Annotated in this window: 17 protein-coding genes and 2 pseudogenes; 5 read left to right on the top strand and 14 right to left on the bottom strand. The window is 68.7% G+C overall.

The genetic code is table 11. From position 1 onward, the window contains the following. Positions 1 to 462: 462 nt before the first annotated feature. The 5 genes from AB0O76_RS29480 to AB0O76_RS29460 form a co-directional block, all read right to left on the bottom strand. Positions 463 to 1,209, bottom strand: a complete 747-nt coding sequence (locus AB0O76_RS29480; protein WP_365497102.1) for a thioesterase domain-containing protein — start codon at positions 1,207 to 1,209, stop codon at positions 463 to 465. A 171-nt stretch (positions 1,210 to 1,380) separates the two neighbouring features. Continuing rightward, positions 1,381 to 2,577: a beta-ketoacyl-[acyl-carrier-protein] synthase family protein gene (locus AB0O76_RS29475; protein WP_365497125.1), complete on the bottom strand. Its 1,197-nt coding sequence runs from the start codon at positions 2,575 to 2,577 to the stop codon at positions 1,381 to 1,383. Between the two features lie 32 nt (positions 2,578 to 2,609). Next, entirely contained in the window at positions 2,610 to 2,876 is a 267-nt protein-coding gene (locus AB0O76_RS29470) for a phosphopantetheine-binding protein (protein ID WP_365497100.1), read from the bottom strand. 140 nt (positions 2,877 to 3,016) lie between these two features. Further along, complete coding sequence (locus tag AB0O76_RS29465; RefSeq protein ID WP_365497098.1) at positions 3,017 to 5,326, bottom strand: MMPL family transporter; 2,310 nt, start codon at positions 5,324 to 5,326, stop codon at positions 3,017 to 3,019. Positions 5,327 to 5,447: 121 nt separating this feature from the next. Continuing rightward, complete coding sequence (locus AB0O76_RS29460; protein WP_365497096.1) at positions 5,448 to 6,404, bottom strand: acyl-ACP desaturase; 957 nt, start codon at positions 6,402 to 6,404, stop codon at positions 5,448 to 5,450. Positions 6,405 to 6,964: 560 nt separating this feature from the next. Here AB0O76_RS29460 and AB0O76_RS29455 point away from each other — a divergent pair. After that, on the top strand, positions 6,965 to 7,168 hold the full coding sequence (locus tag AB0O76_RS29455; protein WP_365497094.1) for a hypothetical protein: 204 nt from the start codon (positions 6,965 to 6,967) through the stop codon (positions 7,166 to 7,168). On the opposite strand, the gene AB0O76_RS29450 is transcribed toward AB0O76_RS29455, so the two are convergent. Next, a complete protein-coding gene (locus AB0O76_RS29450) occupies positions 7,169 to 8,341 on the bottom strand; it encodes a hypothetical protein (RefSeq protein WP_365497092.1) in 1,173 nt (390 codons plus the stop codon). A gap of 683 nt (positions 8,342 to 9,024) precedes the next feature. Here AB0O76_RS29450 and AB0O76_RS29445 point away from each other — a divergent pair. After that, entirely contained in the window at positions 9,025 to 9,579 is a 555-nt protein-coding gene (locus tag AB0O76_RS29445) for a GNAT family protein (protein ID WP_365497090.1), read from the top strand. A gap of 275 nt (positions 9,580 to 9,854) precedes the next feature. Here AB0O76_RS29445 and AB0O76_RS29440 read toward each other — a convergent pair whose 3' ends face one another. Both AB0O76_RS29440 and AB0O76_RS29435 read right to left on the bottom strand, forming a co-directional pair. Next, complete coding sequence (locus tag AB0O76_RS29440; protein WP_365497124.1) at positions 9,855 to 10,094, bottom strand: Imm49 family immunity protein; 240 nt, start codon at positions 10,092 to 10,094, stop codon at positions 9,855 to 9,857. A gap of 17 nt (positions 10,095 to 10,111) precedes the next feature. Continuing rightward, complete coding sequence (locus AB0O76_RS29435; RefSeq protein WP_365497088.1) at positions 10,112 to 10,519, bottom strand: hypothetical protein; 408 nt, start codon at positions 10,517 to 10,519, stop codon at positions 10,112 to 10,114. 117 nt (positions 10,520 to 10,636) lie between these two features. Between AB0O76_RS29435 and AB0O76_RS29430 the strand changes: the two are divergent. Continuing rightward, a pseudogene (locus AB0O76_RS29430) lies at positions 10,637 to 10,789 on the top strand (GNAT family protein); the annotation flags it as partial. Positions 10,790 to 10,945: 156 nt separating this feature from the next. Here the strand turns inward: AB0O76_RS29430 and AB0O76_RS29425 are convergent. The 3 genes from AB0O76_RS29425 to AB0O76_RS29415 form a co-directional block, all read right to left on the bottom strand. Continuing rightward, positions 10,946 to 11,944 carry an urea transporter gene (locus AB0O76_RS29425; RefSeq protein ID WP_365497086.1) on the bottom strand — a complete coding sequence of 333 codons (999 nt, stop codon included), beginning with the start codon at positions 11,942 to 11,944 and terminating at the stop codon, positions 10,946 to 10,948. Positions 11,945 to 12,031: 87 nt separating this feature from the next. Further along, positions 12,032 to 12,598, bottom strand: a complete 567-nt coding sequence (locus AB0O76_RS29420; RefSeq protein ID WP_365497084.1) for a hypothetical protein — start codon at positions 12,596 to 12,598, stop codon at positions 12,032 to 12,034. After that, entirely contained in the window at positions 12,595 to 14,787 is a 2,193-nt protein-coding gene (locus tag AB0O76_RS29415; protein ID WP_365497082.1) for a hypothetical protein, read from the bottom strand. Before AB0O76_RS29415 ends, AB0O76_RS29420 begins: the two co-directional genes overlap by 4 nt. Before the next feature lie 608 nt (positions 14,788 to 15,395). On the opposite strand from AB0O76_RS29415, the pseudogene AB0O76_RS29410 reads away from it, so the two are divergent. After that, a pseudogene (locus AB0O76_RS29410) lies at positions 15,396 to 16,869 on the top strand (NF041680 family putative transposase). Positions 16,870 to 17,176: 307 nt separating this feature from the next. Here AB0O76_RS29410 and AB0O76_RS29405 read toward each other — a convergent pair. Then, complete coding sequence (locus tag AB0O76_RS29405) at positions 17,177 to 17,944, bottom strand: oxygenase MpaB family protein (protein WP_365497080.1); 768 nt, start codon at positions 17,942 to 17,944, stop codon at positions 17,177 to 17,179. A 347-nt stretch (positions 17,945 to 18,291) separates the two neighbouring features. Here AB0O76_RS29405 and AB0O76_RS29400 point away from each other — a divergent pair, with 347 nt between their 5' ends. Next, the gene (locus AB0O76_RS29400) at positions 18,292 to 21,465 is read left to right on the top strand and encodes a BTAD domain-containing putative transcriptional regulator (RefSeq protein ID WP_365497078.1); all 3,174 of its coding nucleotides are present in this window, start codon (positions 18,292 to 18,294) and stop codon (positions 21,463 to 21,465) included. On the opposite strand, the gene AB0O76_RS29395 is transcribed toward AB0O76_RS29400, so the two are convergent. After that, positions 21,446 to 22,237 carry an ABC transporter permease gene (locus tag AB0O76_RS29395; RefSeq protein ID WP_365497076.1) on the bottom strand — a complete coding sequence of 264 codons (792 nt, stop codon included), beginning with the start codon at positions 22,235 to 22,237 and terminating at the stop codon, positions 21,446 to 21,448. The two genes, AB0O76_RS29400 and AB0O76_RS29395, sit on opposite strands and share 20 nt — an antisense overlap. Next, a complete protein-coding gene (locus tag AB0O76_RS29390) occupies positions 22,234 to 23,205 on the bottom strand; it encodes an ATP-binding cassette domain-containing protein (protein WP_365497074.1) in 972 nt (323 codons plus the stop codon). Before AB0O76_RS29390 ends, AB0O76_RS29395 begins: the two co-directional genes overlap by 4 nt. Between the last annotated feature and the right edge of the window lie 142 nt (positions 23,206 to 23,347).

The raw sequence follows: 23,347 nt of genomic DNA, 5'->3' as shown, positions 1-23,347 counted from the left end.
GCGCCCACAAGACCATCGCTCAGCACCCGCCCCGAGCATCCGAATCTGCCCCGCTACCAGCACATATACCCGCCCAAACAGGAACGCAGCACTAGGGCCTGTGTGATGTCGTGATCAATCTTGCCGATCTGGACCTGCTTGGAAGGCGGATCCGATAGGAAGACGATCGTGACACGCAGACAACGAGCGTGCCTACCGCATTCAGCGCCTCTCCGCGGGTTCGAATATCCGACGCTACGCGGTACGCGACTACTGACCCAGGGTGGGACGGGGATGAGTCCGATGCCGACCATGCGGCTGTCGAGGATGTCGCTGCGCTGGTGGAGCTGTTGTAAGCCCCGCCGGACGGCAGCGATGAGGTCTTGCAGATCGGCGAAGCCCCGGTTGGCCAGGGAGGGTTCAGCGCAGGATGGACCAGATGCCCTCGACCGGTTGGAGGGCCGGTGCGTACGTGCCGTGTTCTCACCCAGGAGTGGTGAGGAGGTTGCTGATGTCAGTGGTGAGTTGGTGCAGTAGTGCTGGGGAGTGCTGTGCGGGGTAGGTATGGGCGCCAGGAAACAGGCGGGGCCTGACTGGTGCGGTGACCAAGGCATTCCAGGCTTCCAGTTCGGCGGTCGTGGTTACTGGATCGTGCTCACCTCCGTAGAGTGCCAGCGGGATGTCAAGGGGCGGGGCGGCCTGGTGTCGGTAGTGAAGCAGCAGCAGGAGGTCGGCGAGGACCGTTGTGCATACTGCGGCTGCGGCGGGTGTATCGAGGAGTTCTTCGGGGATGGGGCCGATGAGGTCGCGCAGCCCCTGCAGTCCGGCTGCCAAGCGGGCTGGAAGAGCGGCGGTGTAGGCCCCGAGGTGTGGTGCGGGGAGTGCGGAGACGGCCAGTAGTCGAGGCAGCCGCGCGCCGAGATCGCGCAGGTGTCGCACGGTGACGTAGGCCAGCAGGGCGCCTGCACTGTGGCCGAACAATACGTAGGGCCTGTCTTTTTCGCAGGCGCTGATGGCCGCCGCGATGTGGGCGCCGAGCTGCAGGGGGTCGGTCATGGAGGGCTGCGTGCTGCGATCGCCCCGTCCGGGCAGCTGTAGGGATCGCAGTTCCACCCAGGGCGGAACCAGTGAGACCCAGGAGCGGTAGTAGCCCGGCCCGGATCCCGCAGGTGGCAGGCAGTACAGGAGCAGGCTTGCCTCGGGGCGGGCGTCGAGGACGACTGGCTCCACCAAGGTAGGGCTGGAGGGCACCGTTGAGGGGTGTGCGCCAATGGTGGTAGCGGACAGTGGGACGCCACCGCCTTTCCCGGTCTGTGTGGGCGGGGAAGAGTTGAGGAAGCGGAGCCGCAGGGACGCCTGTGCGGAGGGGGCGGCGGACTGCGGCCCCGGGCAGGGTGTGGGTCAGGCTTGGACGAAGACGAGGACCGCGTTCTGGCCACCGAACCCGGCGGACGCGCTGGCCACGGCGCCCAGCCGGGTGGGGCGCGGTGACTTGGTGACGACATCGAGATCGATGTCGGGGTCCAGCGTCTCGTGGTTGGCAGTGGGCGGGATCAGTTGGTGTTGCAGCGTGAGCACGCTGGCGGCCGCCTCGATGGCGCCGGCGGCTCCGAGTGAGTGACCGATGATGCTTTTGACCGAGGTCACGGCAGGCGGCTGGGGGAAAGCCTGGTGCAGAGCGCGTGCCTCGGCCTGGTCGTTCAGGCGGGTTGCAGTCCCGTGCGTGTTGACGTGACCGATGTCGGATGGTGCCAGATCCGCGTCTGCCAGGGCTGCCGTCAGGCAGCGTGCCAGGCCGTCCCCATTGGGGTGCGGCATTGTGGGGTGATGGCCTTCGGCGTTGGTGGCATAGCCGGACAGGTACGCGCGTACGGTCGCCTGCCGTGTTCGAGCATGACGGGCGCTTTCCAATACGAGGACGGCGGCGCCTTCTCCGAGGACGAAGCCGTCGCGGTCGGCGTCGAAGGGGCGTGAGGCACCCGCTGGGTCGTGGTGGCGGGTGGACAGGGCGCCCATGCGGTGGAAGGCGGCTGCGGCGAAGGGGCTGGTGCAGGGGGATTCGCTGCCACCGGCCAGAACGATGTCGCAGGTGCCGGACCGGATTAGGTCCCGGGCGACACCGATGGCGGTGGTACCGGAGGCGCATGCCGTGCTCACGGCGAGGCTCGGTCCGAGGGCGCCGAGGTCAAGGCTGACCTCGCCGGCTGCCATATTCGGTGAATAGCGCGCGATCGCCGTGGGAGACACGGAAAGGTACCGGCGCTCATGAAGTTTTCGGAAGGTCTGCATGCCGGTGTCGTTGCTGCTGGCGCCGACGCCGAGCACGACCGCGACGCGCGTGCCGTCCCAGGAAGCCTTCTCGAGTGCCGCGTTGCGTACGGCTTCGCGGGCGGCCACCATCGCCATGTGCGTGAAGCGGTCCATCCTCCAGGCGGTACGTCGGCCCAGCAACTGGTCAGGGTCGAAGTCCGGCACCCGGCAGGAGAAGGACACGGGGACTTCGGCCTGTGCCATGGCCGGGTCCACGGAGGCGGTGGAGTGCCCTGCACAAAGAGTCGCCCAGGTGGATTCGGTCCCGACGCCAGCAGGTGTGACCATGCCGATGCCGGTGACCGCGACGTCGTGGCAGCTCACGAGGCCGCCCTGGCGGCAGCGAGGTCCTGTCGCGCTTGAGTGAGCAGCTCAGCGGCACGGCTCAGGGTGACGTCTGCGGTGAAAGCCGACGCGTCCTGCGTCAACTGCACACCCGTGCCTTCCTCCAAGATGACCAGCAGTTCAACGAGGGCGATGGAATCCATCTCCAGGTCATTGAACGTGCGGTCAGGGGTGAGCATTGCCGGGTCCAGGCCGAAGTGCTCGGCGAGGTGGCTGGTGATGAGCTGATAGCTGTCGTTCATCTGGTTCCTTCCAGGGAGTGATTGGCAGTCGGATTGCTGCCGGGCGAGTGGGGAGCAGGGGAGAAGCGGGGCTTCACTGTGGCGCGATGACGGCGACAAAGGCCCGTCCTTACCGTGCTGCTCAGGGCTGATCACAGCACTTACGGGACCGGTTCGCTTTCAGCGGGCGTCGCCGAGCAAGGAGCATGAGTGGCCACGCTGCGGTCCCTGCTGGCCGAGGGCGCTTGGAGGCGTGGATGCCGCCGTAGAGGCGGCATCCACCAGTTGGCACGTCCAGCCAGCTGCAGCACGGCAGGAACGAGGATGCCGCGGACGATGGTGGCGTCGACGACGACAGCAATAGCAAGCCCTGTCCCGAGGACCTTCAGCATGCTGATCCCCGATGTCGCCAATGCCGCCATGGCCACGGCTACGATCAGCGCCGCTGCCGTAAAGAGCCGACCAGTGTGAGCGATACCGGTGACGATCGCCTGCCGGTGGTCACCGCACGCCGAAAATTCCTCCCTGATGCGCGTCATCAAGAACAGCTCGTAATCGACCGAGGCACCGAAGGCGAGGGCGAGCACCAGCACCGGCATGGTCATCTCCAATTGTCCGGTCACGGCAAATTCACCGGTCAGGAAACGGCCGTGCCCCTCCTGGAAGATCCACACCATGGCGCCCAGGCTGGCCGTCAGACTCAGCCCTCCCACCAGCACCGCTTTCACGGGCACGAGGACAGAACGCGTGCACACCAGCAGCGTGCCCATGGTGAACAAGGCCGCCAGGGCAATCGCCCACGGCAAACGATCGCCGACTGCCGTAGCGGTGTCGACGGCGTGCGCCGTGCGGCCGGTCACCAGGCGCTCTCCAGGGGCCGGCACCTGGCGCACGCGGTGCACGACGTCCTTGGCGCCCTCGCTCTGAGCCGGTGCGCTCATCAGCACGGAGATGACCGTGCCGTGTACGCCCGACGGCGATGATCCACGCCCAGTCTCCGGCCACGCAGTCCCCGAGCTGTAGCTGCCAGTGGCCGCCCGTACGGCCGTGACACCGCCGATGCGGGACAGGCTCCGGGCGTAGCTGTCCACCTGTGCCGACCGGGCCTCGACGTTCACATCAGGCAGCACCACCTGCACAGTGCGCTCGCTGTCAACGGCGAAGGTCTTCGCAACGCGGTCACTGATGACACGTGCCTGCGCGGTAGCCGGCAGCACCCGCGCATCGACGACGCCAAAGCGTGCATGAAGAAAGGGCACCGCCAAGGTAAGCAGGAACACCGTACTGAGAACCAGCAAATGAACCGGATGCGCGGTGGTGAACCGGGCGATCGCCTGCCAGATACGGCCCTTCTCGGCGCCGCGGCCGCCTGCTGACTCCCGCCTGCGCCAGAGCCCGTGGCCACCGGGCAGACGATGCCCAATCAGCGCAAGCAGCGCGGGCAGCGCTGTGACCGTGACAGCGGCGCCCGCTGAGACCACGACGATGCCGGCGACGGCCAAAGACCGCAGGAACGGCAACGGGAGAACGAGCACGACGGACAGCCCTGCGACGACCGTGATGCCGCTGTATGCGGCTGCCCGCCCAGCAGTGCTCATACTGCGCACAATCGCTTCCTCCACGCCGCGCCCGGCGTCGAGTTCCTCACGAAAGCGCGTGACGACGAACAGCGCGTAGTCCACTGCCAGCCCAAAGCCGAGTGCAGCAGCGATGTTCAGTGAGAACACGGACATCGGCATCAGACCGTTGATCAGCCGCACGACGGCCAAGGACACGGTGACCGCACACACAGCGATCACCGTCGGCACCAGTGAGGCCAGCAGTGACCGGAAGGCAAGCAAGAGGATCAGCACAGTAAGCGGAAGAACGATCAGCTCCGCTCGCAGCAAGTCTCGTTGACTTTGCCGAGTGGTCTCCGCGTTCACCACGGCCGAACCGGTCAGCGCCGTCCTCAGGTCACCAGCGTGCCACTTCGCACCGGGGGCCAACCGCTCGGACACCCGCATGGCCGTGAACTCGTCACCCGACAGATCCAGGCGGATCAGAGCTGCCCGCCCGTCCGCCGACCGCAGCTCTGGCCGCCCGCTCGTCCAGTACGACACCACATGCTTCACACCGGGCTGGGCCCGGGCCCAGGCTGTCAGACGCCGGCCGGAAGCAGCAGCGACCGGGCCGTCCACTGAGCCGGTCGCTCGGGCATACACCGTGACGTCCGCCGTGCTCGCCCCAAACCGATCGGAGAGAAGTTGCTCGGCACGCGCCGCCTCGGTCCCAGTGGCGGTATATCCCCCAGAAGACAGCGTCGTGAACGCACCCACCCCTAGCACGAGCGCGACCGCAGCCACCATCGCGTGAGCGGCAAGGACAAGGCGCGCATGCCGGAGACAGAGCCGCGACAACCGAGCCAGGCGCCCGGCACCGGGGAAGCCTGCATCCGCCGCCAGCGCCGGTGTGCGAACGGAAACACTCATAGCACCCCTGTCGATTCAGCAACGACAAAACGGTGGACACGCTGGATCTGCCGGCCAGACCCCGGAGTACATCGAAGGAAGCAATCTGAACGGAGGCGCTCACAGATATGCCGACAAGTGCTCAACCCGACATCCGGCAGCCGCTTCGCGCGGCGGACAGGTGAGCCTTGACCTTCTCGAAGGCCCGGGCCCGCTCATCGATCCCTGCCAGCACTTGGGCAAGGCGCTCACGGGCCTGCTCACCCGCCGGTCGCAGTCCTGGCAGACTCCACACAGACAACGACCGCAGCAGCGGTACCAGCACCTCATCGTGATGCACCCGCAGGTCATAAACGCCAGCCAGAGCCACATCCATCGCCAGCTGGCCAAAACCAGGCATCTGCACTGCCGGCATCTGGAAACTCTCCACGCATTCACACATCGCTAACAGCACGGCATCGGCGTCGATGTGTAGCGCCGCTTCCAACAAATCCCGATAGAAAACCATGTGCAGGTTCTCGTCCTGCGCAATCCGCGACAACAGGCGTTCACACGTAGCATCACCGCTGTGGCGTCCGGCATTCCGATGCGAGACACGCGTGGCCATCTCCTGCACCGCCACATAGACAACGTTCGCCATCATCGTTTCTTGGCGAGGCTGATAGCCGGTGCGCACCTGAGACATCCGCATCCGTTCCAGCGTCACGGGATCAACCGCGCGACTGGAATGGATATAGGCCCGCAAAGCTGTACTGTGCCTGTCCTCCTCAGCTGTCCACTGGTCGATCCACTCACCCCACGCGCCCTGCCGGCCGATATGCGTCGACAAAGCCCAGTGGTAACCGGGTAGATTGTCCTCCGTCAGCAGATTAAGCATCAGAGCTGAACGAATTCCCGGAGAAAGCGCCGACTGGTGTTCCTCCCACGCTGCCCCGCCAAGAGGACCGTCAAAATTCCGTCCTTCACCCCATGGCACGTACTGATGCGGAAACCACTCCTGCGTCCGTGACAAATGCCGATCGAGCAGTCGACATACCACGGGTTCCAACTCGGTGAGCCAGCCCGATTCAAGAGTATCTGGGTCGGAGGCGGCGTTCATAAGGTGAAGTATTCACCGTCACGTCGTCCCGTCGCGATAGCGCGCGCAGGTAGACGCCGGAAGTGACCCCTATGGAGGGTCCAATATGATCAACTCATAGGCGTCATGCTTCATTCACCATCATCCGCCATTCGGTTTCACTGGCCCGTGCTTTCGACGGGGCGTCCGGTGTCGTTGCTGCGACGCAGGCACGGCGATCGCGAGGTGCCGGGCGCGTGCTCGTCTCGACGCCGGGCTGTACTTGGCAGCAGTTGCCTTCCGCCTCGTTCGGGCCCTGGGATGCGACGGCTCTCCGAGCAGCTCGGTGTGATCCCCGAGGAGTGGCTGCACTCCACCGTCCAGGGCATCCACCACGTCATCGATGACGACCAGATGGGCAAGCTGGGGCAGGCTCTGCGCGGCCAGCTGCAGGGCATGAAGCCGTTCCCGGTAGCTGGGCCCGGTGTGGCCTGGGATCACCGCGGTCACCGTGGCCGTCTACCCGGAGGACGGCATGGCGGCCCTGAACGCCCGCGTGCGCGCGGCCGCCGAAGAGGTTCCCGGTGTCTCCCTTCGAGAGCGTGAGCAGCGGTTTTGGGCTCACGCATCGCTCTCGTACGTCCGCCAGGACTTCGACGGCGACCGGCTCAATCGTGCCCTGCGGGGCGCTGCGTCCGCCGCGGGTCGACATCACGATCGACCGGGTCCATCTCGTCAGTCAGTACCAGCACCCGGACAAGGGCTACTACACGTGGGACACGATCGAGGAGTTCGCGCTGGGTTAGTTAGGAGGAGTTCGGGCTCATTTCGCGGCCCGGCCCGAGGTCTTGGAGCGGGCGGCCATGTCGGCGGCGTAGCTCATCCAGTCGCCGCCGCTTGCCCGCTGCCAGGCGACGGCGACGGATACGTGCACGCCGAGCATTTTCGCTAGGAGCCCTGCGGGCACCTGGGACGCGAGTGTGAACAGGGCCGTGCTGCGGCCCTGCCGCGCCTTGACACCGACTCTGGCCAGGCGCTGCTGCAGCTGCGACTCGTGGATCGGCCGACCCGCTGCACGGCCGGGGAACAGCCAGTTCCCCTTCGTGCCGGATCAGCGTGTTGCTCGCCCGGGTGGCGACCAGCTCCAGCATGAGCGCGTCCAGCGGTTCGGGCAGCTGGATTGGCCGCTCGCCGAGGTAGAGCAGGACGTGCTCCTCGTCCTGGCGTACGCGATCGCAGGTCAGCCGGAGGATGCTGCTGGTGGTCTGGGCATACAGCAGCACCAGGAGACCGGCGACGCGGTCTGCCGCGGACAGGCTGTCGTCATGCAGCAGTCGTCGGGCGACGGTCCAGCGTTCGTCCCCGTTATGCGGGCCGGCCGGGCCGGTCCACCGGATCGCGCGGGCTACGAGATCCGGTGCCGTGTAGCGGCGGTGGACCGCCCAGCGAATGAAGGCCGAGCACTGCTGTAGGTACGACGACTTCGTCCGGGCGTAAGTCTCGACGTCCGTCTGCGTGCACGTGCTGAGGGTCTTGCCCTGGCTCTCCAGCCAGCGCAGGAACGCATCGGCCGCATTTGCGTGCGCGCGGACGTTCCGGAGCTGCTGGTGGGAGGCGGGCTTGTTGTTCAGGCGTCCGCGAAGGCGCCGGAGCAGGTGCCAGTAGATGAAGCCGCGCAGGGCGCGCTGGTGTTCGCCGGGACCGAAAGCGTCGAACTTGTCGCGGACCTCGTCTTCGAGGCGGAGCAAGCCTTCGTCGCGGAACTCCAGCGCCCCGACGGAGACGAGCACCGAGCGGAAGTGGTCGAGCGTCTTGCTGCGCGGCATCGCGTCGAGCGCGGCGTGAGTGACATCGGGGTGCTCGCAGACCAGAGCGGTGATCGTGGCGCGGACGTTCTTCTTGCGCAGCCAGGTGATCGCGTAGTCCGGATGGTCGACCTGGACGAGGCGATTGCGCAGCAGGTCCAGTTCCGGTGCCACGGTGCCGTCGTCGCACGCGAACAGCCCGCGCAGCCCGGCGTCGAGGCTGCACCGTGTGCAGGGCGCGGTGGTCAGCTGCCAGGTCCTGTTGCACAGACGGCACCGCTTCCAGAAGTCGGGGTTGACGCAGCGGGCGCACAGCGGCTCGCCGAGAGTGTCGCCCCTCACGATGCCGCTGTCACCGCACCGTGAACAGACGATCCAGCGGCCCTTGCACAGGTCGCACAGGGGTTGTCCGGTGACGCGGGAGATGGTGCCCCGCCCGACTCGGCGGCAGATGCTACAGGTGCGCTGAGGGCGCGGCCGGCACTGCTGGCACACGGGCCCGGCCTTCGTGCGTCCTGCCACCCGGCGCCGGTTCCCGCACCCCGAACACACCTCCCAGTTCCGCGGGTCGCCAACCCAGCACGACGGGCAGAAGACCTCGCCGTTCTCCTCGGTGTGGCTGACCGGCTTCGCCTTGCCGCACCGGCTGCAGGTGGCGGCGTGCGCCCTGGAATAGCAGTACCCGCACACCCGCTTTCCGGCGAGCGGCGCTCCCAAAGGGACGAAGCCGACCGCACTCGGGGCACGGGGGCACGACCACCGACTGCGCACCGGCCGCGCGAAGGGCGTCGATAAACCGCAGGACCCCCGGCACCGGCGCCAAGACGCCCTCCCCGGTTAGCAGTTCGGGACGCTCGATGACCGCCGCAGCGATCTCACGGCGCCCCGCCGGCCGCCCATGCGCGGCCTCCAGCGACTCGATGATCCTCCCGGCGCTGAGCGACGCGACGGAGCACCTCAGCTTCGAACCGCGCTCCCAAGCGGAAGTGGAGCAAATCGTCGCCCGATCGATCGAATCGGCCACCACCGCCCCGCGGACCGAGTACGCCGTCGCGGTCGTTCTCCGGGACAACAGCGAACTGATCGGGTTCGGCCGCCTGGCCATGGACCCTCACCAGCAACGCGCAGCCACTTTCGGCTTCGCTCTCCGACCCGACGTGTGGGCCAGGGGCTACGGCCTCAAAACCGTCAACCTGCTGCTCGGGCTCGGCTTCGAGGACCTGAACCTTCACCGGATCTGGGGTACCCGCGCGCCGCTCAATGAGGCATCGGCGCGAACGATGCTTAAGGCTGGCATGGTCGAAGAGGGGTGCATCCGCGAGCACATCCAAAAGGGAGGGGCGTGGCGCGACTCCGTTGTCCACGCCATCCTCGAACGCGAGTGGAAGAACCGTGTGCTCCCCGCGGCATGACGCGAGTACAGCTCCTTCGGGTCCCGAAGGGGGCCCGTGTCTCAGTAGGGAGCCCGGTCGGTAGTCACCCGCCGACGCGGAGCCCGGCGGCTGAGGAGTCGGCCTGTTGTGATCTAACCGGAGGGTACGCCCGGCGCACGTGAGTCCGTCAACGATCAGCAGGCGCACCTGGCGCGACCGGACCCCACACCGCGTCCCACCGCAATGACGAGCCACCTCTAAACTTGAGTTTTAACCTTCGGCTGGCATGCCGAGGTGGCGGTGAGGGCACTGGTTCAGCCACTGACCGAAGGCGCGCCTTCCGGGGCACTGAGCACGGCCTGTGGCAGGTAGGCCGATTGGACGCGCAAGTCCCAGCCATGTACTTGGACTGCCAGTGCGGCCAGGGCGACGGTCTTGTGCGGCAGGAGGCTTCGGGGCGGTGCAGCGGACGGTGTGCTCTCCCGGTGATGGACAAGACGGTGCTCCAGGGCTTGCTCGAAGGCCGACTGGTCATCCTCCAAGAGCACGCGCAGCAGATGCTGATCCGGCGTCAGCGTATCGAGCGCACACAGCTGCCGCAGAGCTCGGCAGCGGTCACCGCCTCGCGCAGCTGCGAGACGAACTGGTCCCGACTGCGGAAGCGGGGAAGGCCGTTGACTGTGGCCAGAGTCTCGATCGCGTCGAGCCGGTAGCGGCGGACGACCTCGCCCAGTGCCTCCCACAGCACGTCGTCCCGCTCCCACTCGGGGTCGATGATCGTGAGCTGCCACGCTTCGACGACGCGGGCGAAGGCGCGGCGGCCGACGATGTGTTCGGGCCAGATGGTCCGCAGATCGCGGACGCTGGAGTGGCTGCCGAAGCCCGTGTCGCCCTTGCCGTCGACCGTGGTGACGGTCATGCCCTTGCGCTGTTCGCCGGGCGTCATGCCGTGGCGGATGACGGTGAGGTCGGCCTCCAACTTGCCGGCGATGCGATACGCGCCCCTGCCCTCTTCTGCCAGTCGTCGAGGTCGGACTGGATACGCCGGGTGTGGTGGTGATCCGGGCCCAGCACCCGCAGCTGGTCGGCAACGACTTCAACTGCCCGCGTGCTGGAGAAGCTCGGCTTCGTGCGTGAAGGGACGTTGCGGGAAGACTCTGTCGTCAACGGCGAGGTCTCTGACTCGTGGGTCTGCGGGCTGATCAGGCGGGAGTGGCAGCCGTCGTCCGAGCCGGTTTCCGCCCACTGAGTTCCGTCGCTCGGCACGCGGTATCGGCTAACCCCAAGCAACTGATCACTGCGCCTCATCCACACGCAACAGCAAACCGGACAAAGAGTTGCATACCATCCTCTGAGAGACAGGCCCTACGCGTGGGCCATGGGGCCAGTACTCGTCGCCGCCTCGTCAGGCGGTGCGCCGGATCCGGGAGAAGGCGGGGACCGCGGCGAGGAAAAGCCAGGTGGTGACGATGAAGGGCCAGGTGAGGGTGCGTCCGCCGAAGGGCGCGAAGTAGGCGTTGAGGGAGGCGGTCAGCACGGTGGTGGTGGCCACGCCCGCCAGGGTGTAGGTCGTGCTCGATACAGATCCGGCCAGGAAGATGGTGCCCAACGCGATGGCCACCAGGACCGCGTTGTAGCCGTAGACGCCCACGGCGACCGCACTCGGCGGGGCACCGAGTGCCCAGGCCAGGAGCACCGCGACGGCGCTGCCCAGGGCGGCGGCGAGCCCCGGACGAAGCCCGGCGACGAACAGCGCCACCAGCATGATCAGGCCGACATACCAGTGGGCCGAAAGCCCGATCTGGGAGATGTTGGTGAAGAACCCATGCCACAGATCGGTCCAGGTGTAATCGACGTCGGCGGTGGCCCTGACGGGCAGAGCGGCGGGGCTTCCGCCGTGCCAGACACGTGTGAAGGCGGGGGCTGCGACCACCACTACCGCGCAGACGATGCAGAACGGCGCGGTCAGCACCGGAATCTTCCACGGCGTCAGCGCGGTGGACAGTGCCGCGCAGAGCAGCACGCAGAGGACGGCACCGCCGACGGCCAGCAGGTAGGTGGAGGGGTAGTGGCCCAGAAAGACGAGCAGGGCGATGCCGATCAGGCAGCCGCTGAACCCTTGCAGTCCGATGTCGATGCTGCTCTTGTCGACGCCCAGGGCGTACGCCGTCGCGGTGGAGACCACGGTGCCGAGCACCGCGAAGACACCCGTCTGCCAACTCTCCACGAAGAGCGCAAGCAGGATGAGGCCCCCCGCCCATACGTTCGCCTGCAGGCTGAGCTGCGCGAAGCCACGGGCCAACTGCACCGTGAGGCGGACCGGCCCGGGCGGGGCGGCGGCCTCCGCGGTGTCCGGTGCCGCGGTGTCCGGTGCCGCCGTGTCCCAGGTCTCCGAAGTGGTCATGGTGGTCTCCAAGTCGGTTCGGGTGCGATGCTGATGCGCCGCCATGGGAGGGGGCCCCAAGGCGCGCGACCGCGCGACCCCGAGCCCTCACGGCAGGACGTGGGTCGCCGACGGGGCCGGGTCGAACTGCCACGGTCCGTCTTCCTCGCGAATGGCGAGGACTCGGCCGCTCGCCAGATGCACCCCCGCCCCCGCGAACCAGCGGGCTTCACTGGGATCCCACCAACGATTCCCGACCCGGAGCACCTCGTGGTGCACCACCGTCCGCCCGATCCATGCGTCGCTGGACTGTGCCTCGTTCCAGCTGGCTCGCCAGTGTGCGGCAGCCAGCGGTGCTGTCAGCAGCGCGGCGCGGCCACGTGAGTAGGGGATGGCTTCCCGCGCGAGGATCGACGCCGCCACGTCGGCGTGGACCCCGCAGTCGCCTCTGAGCTCGTCCTGGTGTGCTAGGTCGCACCAGTGCGCCGGCCACCGCACGGGCCCCCACCGGATGAGCACGGGAACGCTGGCGAGGGCGGCTCCCACATCCGCGTACTGCGTGAGCCGGGCGAACACGCCGTGCCTGACCGCTTGGCAGCACTGTTTCGCATGGCTGGCCATACGGGACAGGCCGATCCCGTCGAACTGCTTCAAATCTGCCACCAGGCCCGTCATGACTCCCCCAGTTCCCGCGGCACGGTCCCGCGCCCGAAGTCGTAGGCCATCGAGGTGTCGTACGCGCCGCACATGCCGAACGCGAGGTACTCGCCCTCCCGGACGTCGTCCAGGGAGAGCCGGCATGCGAGCACGTCGTGCTCCATGCAGGATCTGCCCAGAATCCTGCTTCGGCCGGGGAGCAGCGGTACCCAGCGCGATCCGTCGAACCGGGCCACTGGGTGAGGCCGGTGCGGCCCCTCGGGCATGTCGCCCGCGGCCGCGTCGACGACGATGTCGCAGCTCCGGCCGGATTCCCGGCGCACCAGGACCTGTGTCACGACGGCGGCCGTCGGCTGCGTGAGGAGCTTGCCCGGCTCCAGCACCAGCAGCGGATCTGCCTCGCGTGCTGCGGAGGGGCCGTGCGCGAGCACGTACTCCAGCGACGGACGCAGGTGCGGCATGTCGTCGACGTGCCACCCGCCGCCGACGTCCAGCACGGCCGGCGGCTGACCGAGCTGATCCGCCAGCGGATCGGCGGCTCTCAGCGCCGCCGCGCATTCGCGCTGCCAACGTGGCGCGCCCACGATGCTCTGGGCGCAGTGGAAGTGCAGCCCCCACCGGGCGCCGAGCCGTCGGGCCAGCGTGCCGAGCAGCCCAGCCGCCCGGCTCATGACATCGCGCTCGTGCAGCGGGATGCCGAATCGGCTGGTGAGGGCGACGGGGGCGACGCGGATGCCGACGACGTCGGCTGTCAGCTGGAAGCCGTCGTCCAGCAGTGTGTGCACTCTGCTCAGTTCCGCCACGGAGTCGGCGAAGAAGGCCCAGCAGCGCACGCGGTCGGCGGCGGGCCACCACTTCGCGGGCCCGTTGAGGATCGCGCGGTCGGCCGCCAGGCCGAGGCCGTCGGCCACATCGAGCTCGGCCAGGCTGATCGCCTCGGCGACCATGCCGAGGCGTGCGGCCTCACGCAGCACCGCGGGCTGGGGGCACGTCTTGACGCTGTGCGCCAGCCGCACCCTGCCGAGCCCTTCGACCTGCCGCTGCAGGGCGCGGACCTGCTCGGTGAACAGGGAAAGCAGGAGATGTCGGCGCGGAGTGACCCCGTGTCCTGGAGGTTCGAGCAGATCTTCGAACCCTCCTGCCCGTGCGGCTGTCGCGGTACGGCCGTCGATCGATTCCTCGGTCGCCGCAACGCGTTCGGTCGAGAGCAGCCGTCGCCGGCCCAGTGAGGGCATCCCTGACGGATGCTTGTCCGCCGGGCGGGACAACTCGCCAGCCGCCCAGGTGAACGGGGTGATGCCCAGAGACGGGTGGACCGGGATCTCCTCGACCACACGGGTGAAGCCAGGAGCCAGGGGCCTGCCCCGGTCGGCGGCACGCCCCGCGACCAGGGCCGCGGGCAAGTTGGCGCCGCACACCGAAGTACCGTGGATCCAGGCGGGCAGGCGTGGGTTGATCTCCATGAGCGTGAGTTCGCCGTTCCAGCCGCGGATCAGTTCCAGCTCGCCACCGCCGCTCCACAGGGTGTCGGCGACGAGGCCCGCCAGACGGTCATGCAGCGTCCCGTCCAGTTCCGCGACTTCCCCGGCCCACGTCTTGCCTTCGACCGTGATCATCGCCTTCGTCATGAACACCGCGTCGAGGAGTCGGCCGTCCAGGGCGCAGAACGCGATGCTGCACTCCTGGCCCGCGACGTGTGCCTCCAGATGCCATCCGCCGCCCCACGTCTGCTCGACGATGTCACCCAGAGCCATCGCCTCCCCGGCGGTGAAAGCCCGAAACGCGTCGTAGTGCTCGCCCTTCACCCACACGCCGTGAGGAGATCGGCGGACGAATCGTTCGATGGCCTGCCAGCTGGTGTCGGTCTCGTACTCCGGAGAGCGGACGCCGAGCCGTTCGGCGGCATCGAGGGGAGGCTTGCGGACCAGGTCGAGCGCCGACTTCGAAGGGGCCAGAACCCGGTCGTGGGAGCCCAGCTCCGTCGCGAGCAACCGGACTTCCAAGTCCAGGCAGGGGATCAGAAATGCATCGTCGGGCGCCAGAAGGCGGTCTATCTGCTCGCTCCAGGTGGCGAGGTGCATGCGGCTCCATGGCGGCAGGCACACCAGATCGTCGAGGATGTCCGAGTGCAGTCCCGAACTCTCCGCCGAGTAGTCCACGCCGACGAGCCGGAGATCGGGCCAGGCGAGACGCAGGGAGCGTGCCACGCTCAGGCCTGGTGACGGGTTCGGGCCGCTATGCATACCGCTGATGAAGACCGTGCCGACGGTTGTCGCGGGTCCGAAGGGAACCGCCGCCTGCTCCCGCCTGGCTGCGAGGGTGATCTCACGGCCCGGCCGGAACGGCGTGCGGTCACAGGAGACCGCCTCCAGCGCACGGTATTCGCCTGGATATTGCCCTCGACCGGCAGCTCGCCGAGCGCGCTGCACCGACCACCGAGCGATCCCCTTCGACGCCTCAAGTCTCGTGACATCTCGGCTTGCGTCCACTGACTGGCGGAGAGTACGTGCTCGAAGCCCCATGCCGACATCATCAGCAGATGTCTCTCCCACACGCACCCGGTGGCATCCGGCAGGGTGAGATGACGCCCCAGCGCACCGAAGCGGCGGCCTGCGACGGCGCCTCTCCCTGTCCCGGACGTCACCGTGTCGGGCAGACGGCGCGCCTGTCGGCGAAACCTCAGCTTGTCATTTCTGGTCCGGTGTCGAACGCGGCTCGAACTTGGTCGGCGTTTTCGCAGTTCAGCGGACGTGAAGGCGGCCTCCGTCTGATCCTGTGCTCCGTCACAGAGTGGATCAGCGCGAAGGCCGTGGTCGTGAGTTTGGTGCATCAGGGCGTCCTGCGGGATGCGTTCGCGGAAGTGTCACACTTCCGGTCGGAGCTGTACGCGTGTCTGACCGCGCGGGGCGACGCGTTGTTCGAGTTGCGCGACGCGCCGTTGTGCACGGACGGGCCGGTGCGGACGCTGGTTGATCTCGCGCTCGCGCCTGAACACCGTCGTGGTCACGGGGCTCTGTACGGCGGGCTGAACCAGGGGCGGATCGATGTCGCAAGGTTGCGTCGTGCCCTGGTCGGGGCACCGTTGCCGAGGGCTGCGGATGGTCGGCTGGTGCTGGCTGTTGGATGTCTCGCCGTGGCTGCGGCCGGACGCCAACACGTGTGCTGACCGGGCCTTTTGCCACGCGTTCGGCCGGGGCGATGGCAAGCATCATATGGTCCCGGGCTGGCCGTACTCGGTGGTGGCTGCTCTGGAGACCGGCCGCACGTCCTGGACGGCGGTGCTGGACGCGGTCCGCCTGGAGCCCGGCGCCGATGTCGCCGCGGTGACCACGGTGCAGGTCCGCGAGGTCATCGAGCGGCTGGTCGCCGCCGGCCAGTGGCGGCCGGGTGACCCGGAGGTCCTGGTCGTGCTGGACGCGGGATACGACGCTCCGCGCATCGCCCACCTGCTGGCGGGGCTGCCCGTCGAGATCGTCGGGCGGCTCCGTTCGGACCGCGTGATGCGGCGGCCGACATCGCCACGGGTCTACGACCCCGAGGGCGGCCTGCCGGCCAAGCACGGTGGCGAGTTCGTCTTCGGCGACCCGGCAACCTGGGGCACCGAGCAGGCCGTGACGGCCACGGACACCCGGCTCTATGGGAAGGCGACCGCGCAGGCGTGGGACCGGCTGCACCCGCGCCTGACCCGCCGGGCCGCATGGCTCGACCACAACGGCCCGCTTCCCATCATCGAGGGCATCGAGGGCACCGTCATCCGGCTGGTCGTGGAGAAGCTGCCCAGCGGCGGGGTCAACAAGCCGGTATGGCTGCGGTGGTCGGGCACCGGTGCGACCGAAGCGGACGTCGACCGCTGCTGGCAGTCCTTCCTCCGACGATTCGACATCGAGCACACGTTTCGCCTGTTCAAGCAGACACTCGGCTGGACCAAGCCCCGGCTCCGCGACTCGGAAGCGGCCGACCGGTGGACGTGGTTGGTGATCGCCGCCCATGCCCAGCTCCGGCTCGCTCGCCCACTGGCCACCGACCTGCGGCGGCCTTGGGAAAGGCCAGCCGAACCGAACAGACTGACACCCGCCCGCGTCCGCAGAGGCTTCAGAAACCTGCACGCGAAGACCGGGTCACCAGCCGGTGCACCGAAACCGTCCTGGCCCGGACCAGGTCGGCCCCCGGGTTCGAAGAACCGCTGCCAAGCCACCCGCCATGACGTGGGCAGAGTCCTCGCCACCGGCGAGGCATACAGCCGACCCGCCCACCACAAGGTCGGCACCAAACCCCGCAGGGCAGGCTGACAAGCGACTTCGAGGATCAGCACACTGAGCGCATGCGATACGAGGAGAAAGCGAAGCTCACCACAGCGAGGGTCCTGGTCCCGGTGGCCATCCTTGTCACCTCGCCAGTGCTGCTGATAGCCGGAGCACCGGTCCGTCGCCGATACCTCCGCTACGTCTACCGGGATGAAGCTCCACTGATCCTGGACAAGAAGCAGGGCCGAATCAGCGTCCACTGGTTCGTGGTCACCAGCCCTCTTCTCGAATGGCTCTGCTGGCCCACAGAGTCACTCGCTCGACTCATCTCACGCCGAGGTTAAACGACAAGCTAAGTGGCTATGTGCGCGAGTTGTGGGTTCTGATGGGAGCGGCGTACACGTCGGGCGCGCAGCCTCATGCCGGACGAGACAAGAGAACGTATGGCAGCAGGGGCACGGCTGGCTCCACACGCGTGGCGAAGCGGCTCGTCCAGCAATGCATCAGCGGCCGTGCGGACCAAGGGACCGAGGGCAGCCGGGAAACGGTTGGCGAGGAGCCCGCGGGTGGCGCCCCAGAGCTCTGCCGCTTCCGGGGTAGCGGCGAATCTACTCTGCTCGTAACGGTCCATCCAGTGGGCGAACTCACCCCATGTCGGGGGGACATGGCGTATCCCCATACGTCGAGCAAGGCCGAGGTAGAGGATGTGAGAGGCGTCCTTCTCCGCCGGGGTGGATGACCGCCAGGCGTAGGCGTCGCACCATCGCATGGGAGCGACGTCGAAGCAGGCCAGGACATACAGAAAGGCGTCGTTGGAGATGCTCCAGCGGAAGTGGATGCGGTTGAGGGCGGCGACAGTCTCGGAGCCCTGCTCGCTGTCCAACCCATGGCGGAACAGCTGGTACATCATCTGGCCTGTCGCCTTGGCGCGCAGCTCCGTCTGCCCCGTCATCCGCCCGGTGGAAGCCAGGAGTTGGGCGATCTCAGGCACAGCGAACGTACGGTAGAAACCAATGTTGAGACCAAATGCCAGATCCTCGCTGAATTCCGTGAAGGCGACGTCGCGGTAGATCGCCTCTGCTCGCGACAAGGCTGCTTGGCCGTCGAAAGCAGACTCCATCCTGCCCCTCCTCTGTGTCCTCGTACGAATTGTCCCTGAAGGTGTTGGGAGACCAAGACGAGATCGCGGCGCTCGTCGCCTGGTTCGGCGTCCGCGCCCGGGGTGTGCTCGCAGTACTGGGCCGGGCGCTGCCGAGTCCGCAAAGCCCGGACACCGCCGGCAAAGGCCGCAGCCGCGATCGCAGCCGCCCGCTCCTGTGGTGCCAGCCCGTCGTGCTGTGCCGAACGGCGACGTGCCGTCTCGACAACGTCCGCGGGAACCCACGGGATCATCGCCCGCGTCTGACGCGGGCGAACGCGCGGCAGCAGCAGGAGTCGGAGGGCCGGAGCCTTGGTTAACCTGCACTGGTGACCACCGACCTGACCCTGCTGGAGCGTGTCGCCTATCGCGGGCAGGAGGTCACCGCGCCCCGGCTCCGCGGCCTCCTCGCCCTGCTCGCGGGTGAGTTGCGCACAGGCTGCAGCACCGAACGCCTTGTGGCGGGGCTGTGGCCCGACGCGTTGCCGGAGCGGCCGGCCAAGGCGGTGCAGGTGCTCGTGTCCAGGGCTCGGGCGCAGTTGGGCGCCGATGTCATCGCCGGTACGCCGACCGGATACCGGCTCGCCATCGCCGAGGACCAGGTCGACAGCTCCGCCCTGCTGCTGCACGCCGACGCGAGCGCGGAGCGGGCCCAGGCCGGGGACCACGCGGGCGCGCTGGCCGCGGCCGAGGCCGGGCTCGCCCTGTGGGAGGGCGCCCCTGACGGGGTGGGCAACACTGAAGACCCGGTGGCCGCCCTGCGCGCCGAACGCGCCCCCGTCCGCGGTGCGCTCGTCCGCGCGCAGGCGCTCGCGCTGGCCCGTCTCGGGCGGCACTCGGAGGCGGCCGGGCCGCTGGCCTCGGCCGCATCGGAGCATCCGCGCGACGAGGAGGTGCTCGCCGAGCTGCTGCGCGGCGAGGCGGCGACGGCGGGCCCGTCCGCGGCCCTGGCCCGGTACGAGGCCTACCGCCGCGAGCTGCGCGAGGCGCTCGGCACGGATCCGGGCGCCGGGCTGAAGGCCGTACAGCAGGAGCTGCTGCTCGGCGATGCGCCTGTCGTCAGGCACGGTGTGCCGCACGAGCCGAACCAACTCCTCGGCAGGGACGAGGACATCGCTGCGGTGCGCCGCCTGCTGCGCGCCTCGCGCGCCGTCACCGTCGTCGGCCCCGGCGGCCTCGGCAAGACCCGGCTCGCGCACACCCTCGGCCGTGCGGCCGAGCAGCGCGTGGTGTACCTCGTGCCGCTCGCCGCCGTCACCGCGGACGAGGACGTGGCCGCGGAGGTGGCCTCCGCGCTCGGCGCGGGCGAGGGGCGGCACGGCGCCCTGAGCGGCCACGCCGCGGCAGACCCGGTGTCCGGCATCCTCGGCGTGCTCGGCTCCGGGCCCGCACTGCTGGTCCTGGACAACTGCGAGCAGGTCGTCCGGGGCGCCGCCGACCTCGTACGGGCCCTGGTCTCGTCCTCGAAGGACGTGCGGGTGCTCGCCACCAGCCGGGCCCCGCTGAACCTCACGTCGGAGGCGGTCTACGCGCTGCCGGAACTCGGTCTCGACACCGCCGTCGAGCTGTTCACGCAGCGGGCCCGGGCCGCAAGGGCCGGCGTGGAGCTGCCGCCGGACGCGGTGGCCGAGCTGTGCCGCCACCTCGACGGGCTGCCGCTCGCCGTGGAGTTGGCCGCGGCGCGGGTGCGGGTGCTTTCGGTGCCGGAGATCGCCCACCGCCTCGGCGACCGGTTCGCGCTGCTGCGGGGTGGGGCACGGGACGTACCGGAACGTCACCGCACGCTGCACGCGGTCGTGGAGTGGAGCTGGAACCTCCTGACGGAGGACGCCAGGGCGGCGCTGCGCACGCTGTCCGCGTTCCCCGGCGGCTTTGTGGGCGATGCGGCGGAGCAGGTCCTCGGCGCGGACACGCTGCCGCTGCTTGAGCAGTTGACCGAGCAGTCGCTGCTCACCGCCGCCGACACCCCGGTCGGTGTGCGGTTCCGGATGCTGGAGTCCGTACGGGAGTTCAGTGCGGCCCGGCGTGCGGAGGCCGGCGAGGAAGACGATGCCATCGGCCGATTCCTCACCTGGGCACGGGACTTCGGTGTCGCGCACCACGACGTGCTCATCGGCCCCGATGCTGCTTCCCCGAGCCGCTCGAGCGACGAACACTCCCTTACCGCCCGGGAGCGGATCAGGGCCGAGCAGGACAACCTCGTGCCTGCCCTACGGCACGCCCTGGCCCGTGCGGACGGCGCCACCACGGCAGCCGTCACCTCCGTCCTCGCCGCCCTGTGGTTCACCGACTCCAACTACCCCCGCCTCGCCGCGCTCGCGGCAGACACCGGCCCGCCGCTGTCGCGCTACCGCCCCGGTCCTGCGTACGTCGAAGTCACCCGCGCCGCAGCCGTGTTGTGCGCGGCTGCCCAGTTCATGAACTACGGCACGCACGGCGTACGCCACCTCGCGACCCTCCGGCGGCTCCCTGCGGCCCCGCCGGACACGCTGCTGCGCGCCACCGCGACGGTGCTGAGCGCGGTTCCGGAGATGCTGCCTCCCGATCACGCGGTTCTGCTCAAGCTCTGCGCGAGCGAGCAGCCGTTGGTCGCCGGTATCGCCGAGTGCGCGGCCACCTACATCTGGGAGTACGAGCACGACATCGAGCGGGCGATCGCATCGGGCCGCCGGATGATCGCCGCGCTGACCCCGCTCGACCATCCGTCCCTGCAGCTCATGGGTCACTCACGGCTGAGCGAGCTGTGTTTGCGGACGGGACAGGGCGAGGTGGCGTACGGACATCTCAAGGCGGCGCTCGATGCGCTGCCGCGGGTCGGCCACGAGGACGACTACATCGGCATCCGCTCGGCCCTCGTCCTCGCCTGCCTGCAGCGCGGCGACCCGGACGAGGCCGAGTACTGGCTGCGGCAGGCGGACGGGGCCAACACCCCGCAGGAGGACGCCTTTTACAGCCCCGACCTCGGCGGGCACGCCGAGATCGCGCTCTCCCGCGGGCTGACGGAGCTCGGTCTCGGCCTGTGGCGCGGCGCCGTGCAGCGGCTGCCAGAGACCGGCTCGATGCACGGCGACGACCCCTGGCTCGACCCGTGGGCGCTTCAGATCCAGTCGGCGGCGGTGACGGCGCACGCCCACGCCGACCGTCTCGGGCTCGTCGCGGAACCGGTCGACCGGCTGCGGCAACGACTGCGAACGCTGCTTGACGGCCCGCCGCGTACGCCGTTGGAGCTCCCTGTGTTCGGAACGGTGCTGCACGCGCTGGGCATGGCGGAACTCGCTTCCGGCGACGCCGGTGCCAGTGCCAGCGCCGTACGAATGATCGCGCTGGCCGAACGGCTGCGCGTACTGCGCGAGTTCCAGCCGACGATGTCGGCGGCCCGCGCCCGTCAGGCGGCCGAGAACGCCGACCGGGCGGCGTACGCCGACGCTGTGTCGGAGTACGCCGCCCTGGGGCGGGACGAGCTGTGGGAGGCGGCCCGCGCGGCTACTTCGGGTCGCGGCTGAACAGCGCCGTCGACCAGCGGTAGCCGAGCGCGGCAAGGCCCACGCACCAGATGACGGTGATCCACCCGTTGTTGCCGATCTCGCTGCCGAGCAGCAGTCCGCGCAGGGTCTCGATGGCCGGCGTGAACGGCTGGTACTCGGCGAACGGCCGGAACCAGCCCGGCATCGCGTCGATGGGGACGAAGGCACTGGAGATGAGCGGGAGGATGATCAGTGGCAGCGCGTTGTTGCTGGCCGCCTCGGCGTTCGGGCTGGCCATTCCAAGGCCGACCGCGATCCAGGTGAACGCCGTGGCGACCAGCGCGAGCAGCCCGAACGCCGCCAGCCACTCCAGGACTGTGGCGTCGGTGGACCGGAAGCCGATGGCCACGGCGACGGCACCGACCAGGAGCACGCTGAGGAGCGCCTGCAGCACGCTGCCGACGACGCGCCCGATGAGCATGGAGCCGCGGTGGATCGCCATCGTACGGAAGCGGGCGATGATGCCCTCGGTCATGTCCATGGAGACGGAGATCGCGGTCCCGGTCGGGGTGGCGCCGATGGTCATCAGCAGGATGCCCGGGACGAGATAGGCGATGTAGTCGGAGCGGTCGGCGCCGCCGCCACCGATGCCCGCGCTCATCACGTCGCCGAAGACGTAGACGAAGAGCAGCAGCAGGACGATGGGCGTGAGCAGGATGTTGAGGGTGAGGGACGGGTAGCGGCGCGCGTGCAGGAGGTTGCGGCGCAGCATCGTGGACGAGTCGCGTACGGCTAGGGAGAGGGAGCTCATCGGGCGGCCGCGCCTTCCTTCTCGGGGCGGCTTGTGCCGCTGGTCAGGGCGAAGAACACGTCGTCGAGGTCGGGGGTGTGCACGGTCAGCTCGTCCGCCTCTATGCCGGCCGAGTCCAACCAGTCGAGGATGGAGCGCAGTTCGCGCTGACTGCCGTCGCTGGGGATCTGCAACGACAACGCTTCGTCGTTCCTGGTGGTCTCGCGCAGGGCGTCGGCGGCGGACCGGTACGCGACCGGGTCGGAGAAGCGCAGCCGCACGTGGCCGCCGGGGATGAGCCGCTTCAGCTCGTCGGCAGTGCCCTCGGCGGCGATCTCGCCGTCGCTCAACACCGCGATGCGGTCGGCGAGTTGGTCGGCCTCTTCCAGGTACTGGGTGGTGAGGAAGACGGTGACGCCGTCGGAGACGAGTTCGCGGATGATGCCCCACATGTTGTGGCGGCTGCGCGGGTCGAGGCCGGTGGTCGGCTCGTCGAGGAAGATGATCCGCGGGCCTCCGACCAGCGTCATGGCGAGGTCGAGGCGGCGCTTCATGCCGCCGGAGTAGGTGGCGGCGGGCTTGGTCGCGGCCTCCGCCAGGTCGAAGCGCTCCAGGAGTTCGGCGGCGACCCGCCGCCCCTCATGGCGGGCGATGTGGTGCAGGTCCGCCATGAGGAGCATGTTCTCCTCGCCGGTGATCAGCCCGTCGACGGCGGAGAACTGCCCGGTGACGCCGATCGCGGCCCGCACGGACTGCGGGTCGGTGGCCAGGTCGTGGCCGCCGACGCGCAGGTCACCGGCGTCGGCGGTGATGAGCGTGGAGAGGATCTTGACGGCGGTCGTCTTGCCGGCGCCGTTGGGACCCAGGAGGGAGAAGATCGTGCCCTGCGGCACGGCCAGGTCGATGCCGTCGAGGACCGTCTTGTCCCCGTAGGCCTTGCGCAGCCCCGTGGCCGCGATGGCGAGTGGGGGCGATGTCGTGGTCGTCATGGAGCAGAGGGTGCGGCAGCGCGCATTCAGCGCGGTTTCACGATGGTTTCAGCGTCCGCGAGAGAGCCCGTGCGCCCGGGAACAAAAAAGGCAAGGAGAGAACTCGCTCCTTGCCACTCTTAACTTATAGCGCACTGGGGGG

This window comes from Streptomyces sp. NPDC086554 (assembly GCF_040686095.1).
Lineage (GTDB): Bacteria > Actinomycetota > Actinomycetes > Streptomycetales > Streptomycetaceae > Streptomyces.
Note: the sequence above shows the minus strand (reverse complement) of the source record. Positions and strands in the feature narration are given on the sequence as shown.